We start from the raw sequence: 4270 nt of genomic DNA on the forward strand, positions 1-4270 counted from the left end.
GCCCAGGGGCCGCCGAGGGCCCGGCGGCGCCGGGCCGGGGTGGGGGACACGGTGACCGGGGCACCCGGGCCGCCGCTGAGGTCAGCGGCGGCCGGGGCCGGCACCGGGGTGGGAGCCGTGGTCATCTGTCGATCAGCCCGCGATCGCCTTGGCCCAGTTCTCCGTCACGACCTTCTTGGCGGCGGTGATCTGGTCCTGGGTCGGGAAGGTGGTGAACGGCTTCTCGACGGTCGGCAGCTTGGCCGCCGCGGCGGCGTCGAGGGTGCCGTCCTGCTTCATGGCGTCGAACAGGGCCGGGGTGGCGTAGCCGCCCAGGAAGAGGTTCTGGCCCTCGGCGCTGAACAGGTACTCCTGCCACAGGCGGGCGGCGGCCGGGTGCGGCGCGTACTTGTTGATGGCCTGGTTGTAGTACTGGGCGTAGCTGCCGTCGGAGGGGACGGCCACCTGCCAGTCGATGCCCTTGGCCTTGAACTCGTCGGTGTAGCCCGCGTTCAGGTACGACCAGTCGATCGAGATCGGGGTCTCGCCCTTCTCGACGGTGGCCGGGGTCGACTCGACCGGGTTGAAGTTGCCGGACTGCTTCAGCTTGGCGAAGAAGTCGATGCCGGGCTGGATGTTGTCAAGCGAACCGCCGTTGGCGAGCGCGGCCGCGTACACGCCGCCGAACGCCGAGCCGGACTTGGTCGGGTTGCCGTTCAGCGCGACCTTGCCCTTGTACTCGGGCTTCAGCAGGTCGGCGAAGGTCTTCGGGCAGGTGGTGATCTTCTTGGCGTCGCAGCCGATCGAGATGTAGCCGCCGTAGTCGTTGACCCGCAGGCCGTCGGCGTCCTTCATGGTGTCCGCGACCTTGCCGAAGGTGGCGACCTTGTACGGGGCGAGCAGCCCGTCCTTGGCGGCCTGGAGCGCGAAGGCGCTGCCGAGGTCGACGACGTCGGGGGCGCGGTCCTGGCCCTTGCGGGAGGTGATCGCGTTGATCTCGTCCTGGCTGGAGCCGTCCGGGTTCTCGTCCTCGATCTCGATGCCGTACTTGGCCTTGAACGAGTCCATGATCTTGCCGTAGTTCGCCCAGTCCTTGGGCAGCGTGATGACGTGCAGCTTGCCCTCCTTCTTCGCGGCGGCGACCAGGGCGTCCATGCCGCCGAGGTCGGCCGCGGAGGCGGCGTCCTTCGCCGCCCTGGCGCCGGCCTTGCCGGCGTCGCCGGAGGAGGTGGCGGAGGAGCCCGCGGAGCCGCAGGCGGACAGGGAGAGCGCGGCAGCGGTCAACACGGCCGCGAGGGCGGCGGCACGGGGACGGTGCACGGTCACGGATGGTTCTCCTGGGTGAGGGCCCCGGCGAGTGGGTCGCCGGGGAAGGGGTCGCGGTGTCCCGCGGAGCTGCTGACGTGGGTCGTGCGGGGTTCGCCCGTGGTGGGCGCCGTCGTGCTTCGGCTGCGAAGTTGGCCAGCCAACTTCTGCCGACGCGCCAAGTACGCCGGAGCCCGGTGACGGCAAGGTGAACGGACGCCCCAGGACAGGGGGCGGCTGCGGGAACGGTGGACAGCGGGCGGCATCGCGTGATCGACAACGGTTACAGTCGGTGCCGTCCGCGCCGAACCCGAGCGCCGGACCGTCTGGCCGAAAGGACCCTGAGCGACGTGGCACCCGACCCGGACCGCGCAACCGGCTCGCTCTACCGCACGGTGGCCGCCGACCTGCGCGAGGCGATCACCACCGGCAGGTTCGGCGAGGCCGGCCGGCTGCCGGCCGAGGGCGCCCTCGCCGAGCAGTACGGCGTCTCCCGCGGCACCGTCCGCCAGGCCCTCGCGCTGCTGCGCGCCGACGGCCTGGTCACCTCCCGGCGCGGCACCCGCCGGGTCGTCCTCGGCACGGCCCGGGTGCAGAGCTTCTCCGAACTGCTGAGCTTCACGCACTGGGCGCGCTCGATGGGGGAGGAGCCGGGCGGCCGGCTGGAGTCCCTGGTGCGCCGCCCCGCCGACGCGGCCGAGCGCGAGATGCTCCGCCTGGAGCCCGGCACCGAGGTGTACGAGACGCTGCGGCTGCGCACCCTCTCCGGCACCCCGGTGATGGTGGAGCGCACGGTCTACCCGCCGCGGGTCGGCGAGGTGGTGGCCCAGCTGCCGCCCGACGTGGTCTCGCACACCGAGCCGCTGCGCGAGCACGGCATCCTGTTCACCGACGCCGACCACACCATCGACGTGGTCGGCGCCAACGCCGAGGACGCCCGGCTGCTGGGCTGCCGCCGCGGCAGCCCGCTGCTGCGCGAGAAGCGCCGGACCACCGACCCGACCGGTACCCCCGTGGAGTGGTCCCAGGACCGTTACCTGCCGGGCACGGTGGCCTTCAGCATCCACAACTCGCTGGCCTCGTCGGCGCTCTCCCGGCACGCCCGCGAGGGCGACTGACGGGCCCGCCGCGCTACGCGGGCGCCTGCGCCAACAGGCCGGCCAGCAGCGGCCGGAAGCGGGCGAACGGCGGGACGGCGGCGCCGGCCGTCTTGGCCAGGTCGTCCCAGCGGCGCACCGCGACCGCGTCGGCGGCGCCCGGCAGCGCGGCGAAGGCGGCTGCCTCGGCCTCGTCCATCGGGCCGCCCTGGACGCCCAGGGTGTACTCGGAGGCGGCCGACAGCGCGGCCCGGTAGCCGGGCTCCACCGCGCACAGGTAGCGCTTGGCGGCCACGTGCAACCGCACCGGCTCGGTCACCTCCGGGCCGAACCACTGCGCCAGCCGGTCCGCGCCGGCCCGGCCGTGCCGGTTGTCCCGACCGCGCATCAACTCCGCCCCCGTGCCGCCGAAGTGGCCGACGTCGTGGAGCAGCGCGGCGGCCACCAGGTGCGCCGGGGCACCGGCGGCCTCGGCCAGGGCGCCGGCCCGGAGCATGTGCTCGGCGACGGTGACGTCCTCGCCGAGGTACTCGGCGGCGCCCTCGCCCGCGAACATCTCCTCCAGGGCGTCCAGGGCCGCGGTGCGCCGGCGCAGCACGGCCAGCGCGGAGGAGAGCGAGTCCAGGTCGGCGTAGCAGCCCTGCAGGTGGCGCCGGCCGTCGGCGGCGAACGCCGTCCGGGCGTGCAGCAGGCGTACGTTGTCGAGGACCAGGCAGTCGCCGGGGGTGAGCCGCAGCTCCAGCCGCAGCTCCGGGCGCAGGGTGATCGCGGCGAACCGGCGGTAGGCCGCGTAGAAGGCGTCGGGCGCGGCGCCGCCGGGCAGCCGCAGGGTGCCGGTGGAGCGGTTGTTGAACCGCACCTCGCGGATCCGGCCGAAGCCGTCGACCTCGATCAGCGGGCGCTCGGCGCGCAGTTCGGTGCGGCGGTCGCGGAAGACGAACGGCACCGGGGTGCGGGTCAGCAGCGCGAAGTCCTCCGGCACCTCGGCGCGGAGCAGGTCGGCCGCCCGGAAGCCGTCCACCAGGCCGGAGTCGCCGCCGGTCGCGCCGTTCTCCAGGCAGTGCAGCAGCTGCAGGGTGGGCACCGGGTCCCGGTACGGGTTGTCGGTGTGCGGGGCGATCGCCGCGCTGGTGAAGGCCAGGTTCGTCGGGTCCGGCTCGACCCGGACGTCGAACAGCTCGCCGTAGTTGGTCTCCCGGACGTAGCCGAAGCTGCGGGCCACCTCCAGCACGTGGCCGGGCACGGCCGGCACGCCGCGCAGCAGGGCGAAGCCGGAGCGCTGCACGGCGGCGAGCACCGCCTCCCGCTCCTGCGGGTCGTCGAGGTAGGACCGCCAGTCGGCCGCCGGCACTCCGCGGGCGAAGTCGGCGGCCTCCCAGAGCCGTTTGGCGTCCTCGCTGCGCGGGTCCGGGTCGGCCGCGGCGATGGGCCGGTCGGCCGGGTAGCGCGAGAGGTGGCCGTCGGACCACCGGATCTCCACCACGCCGTCGGACTCGGTGCGGGCGGCCACCGCCAGGTCGTCGGGCAGTTCGTGGATCTGGAAGAGCTTCTGGCCGCTGCGCGGGTCGCGGCAGCCGGTGCAGCCGCAGTTGTCGCGCAGCCAGTACGGCGAGGGGGACATCGGAAGACCCTTCGAGTTGTACAGACAACTTATGGACGGTCAGGCTGTCGCAGCCCGGCGGACGCCGGTCGTCCGACAGATGGCCCGCAGGCGAACACCGGGCGGCCCGGGGCCGCGTCCCTCACCCGTTCGGGTTGACTGCGCCGCGCCGCGGCCCGGCAGGGCCCCCGCGGCGCCGCCGGATTGGTGCACTCCGGGGTCTTTAACACATCTCCGAGCCCCCCAGACGTGGGGTGATCGGGGGTGTCGGCGTGGGGGTGTGACAGGG

The 4270-nt window shown here is 73.9% G+C and carries 3 protein-coding genes; 1 reads left to right on the top strand and 2 read right to left on the bottom strand.

Annotated elements, in window-relative coordinates:
• Positions 1 to 132: 132 nt before the first annotated feature.
• The gene (locus ACFV0G_RS31425) at positions 133 to 1305 is read right to left on the bottom strand and encodes an ABC transporter substrate-binding protein (protein ID WP_380555362.1); all 1173 of its coding nucleotides are present in this window, start codon (positions 1303 to 1305) and stop codon (positions 133 to 135) included.
• A 329-nt stretch (positions 1306 to 1634) separates the two neighbouring features.
• On the opposite strand from ACFV0G_RS31425, the gene ACFV0G_RS31430 reads away from it, so the two are divergent.
• Positions 1635 to 2402, top strand: coding sequence for a GntR family transcriptional regulator (locus ACFV0G_RS31430; RefSeq protein ID WP_380555364.1), 768 nt, complete (start codon positions 1635 to 1637; stop codon positions 2400 to 2402).
• Between the two features lie 13 nt (positions 2403 to 2415).
• Here the strand turns inward: ACFV0G_RS31430 and ACFV0G_RS31435 are convergent, their stop codons facing one another.
• Positions 2416 to 4002, bottom strand: coding sequence for a TauD/TfdA family dioxygenase (locus ACFV0G_RS31435; protein ID WP_380555366.1), 1587 nt, complete (start codon positions 4000 to 4002; stop codon positions 2416 to 2418).
• Positions 4003 to 4270 lie beyond the last annotated feature (268 nt).

The sequence above is a fragment of the Kitasatospora sp. NPDC059571 genome (assembly GCF_042735675.1).
Lineage (GTDB): Bacteria > Actinomycetota > Actinomycetes > Streptomycetales > Streptomycetaceae > Kitasatospora.

Excerpts from the sequence above, each read along its gene's own strand:
- ACFV0G_RS31435 (WP_380555366.1), bottom strand. The coding sequence starts at position 4,002 with ATGTCCCCCTCGCCGTACTGGCTGCGCGACAACTGCGGCTGCACCGGC.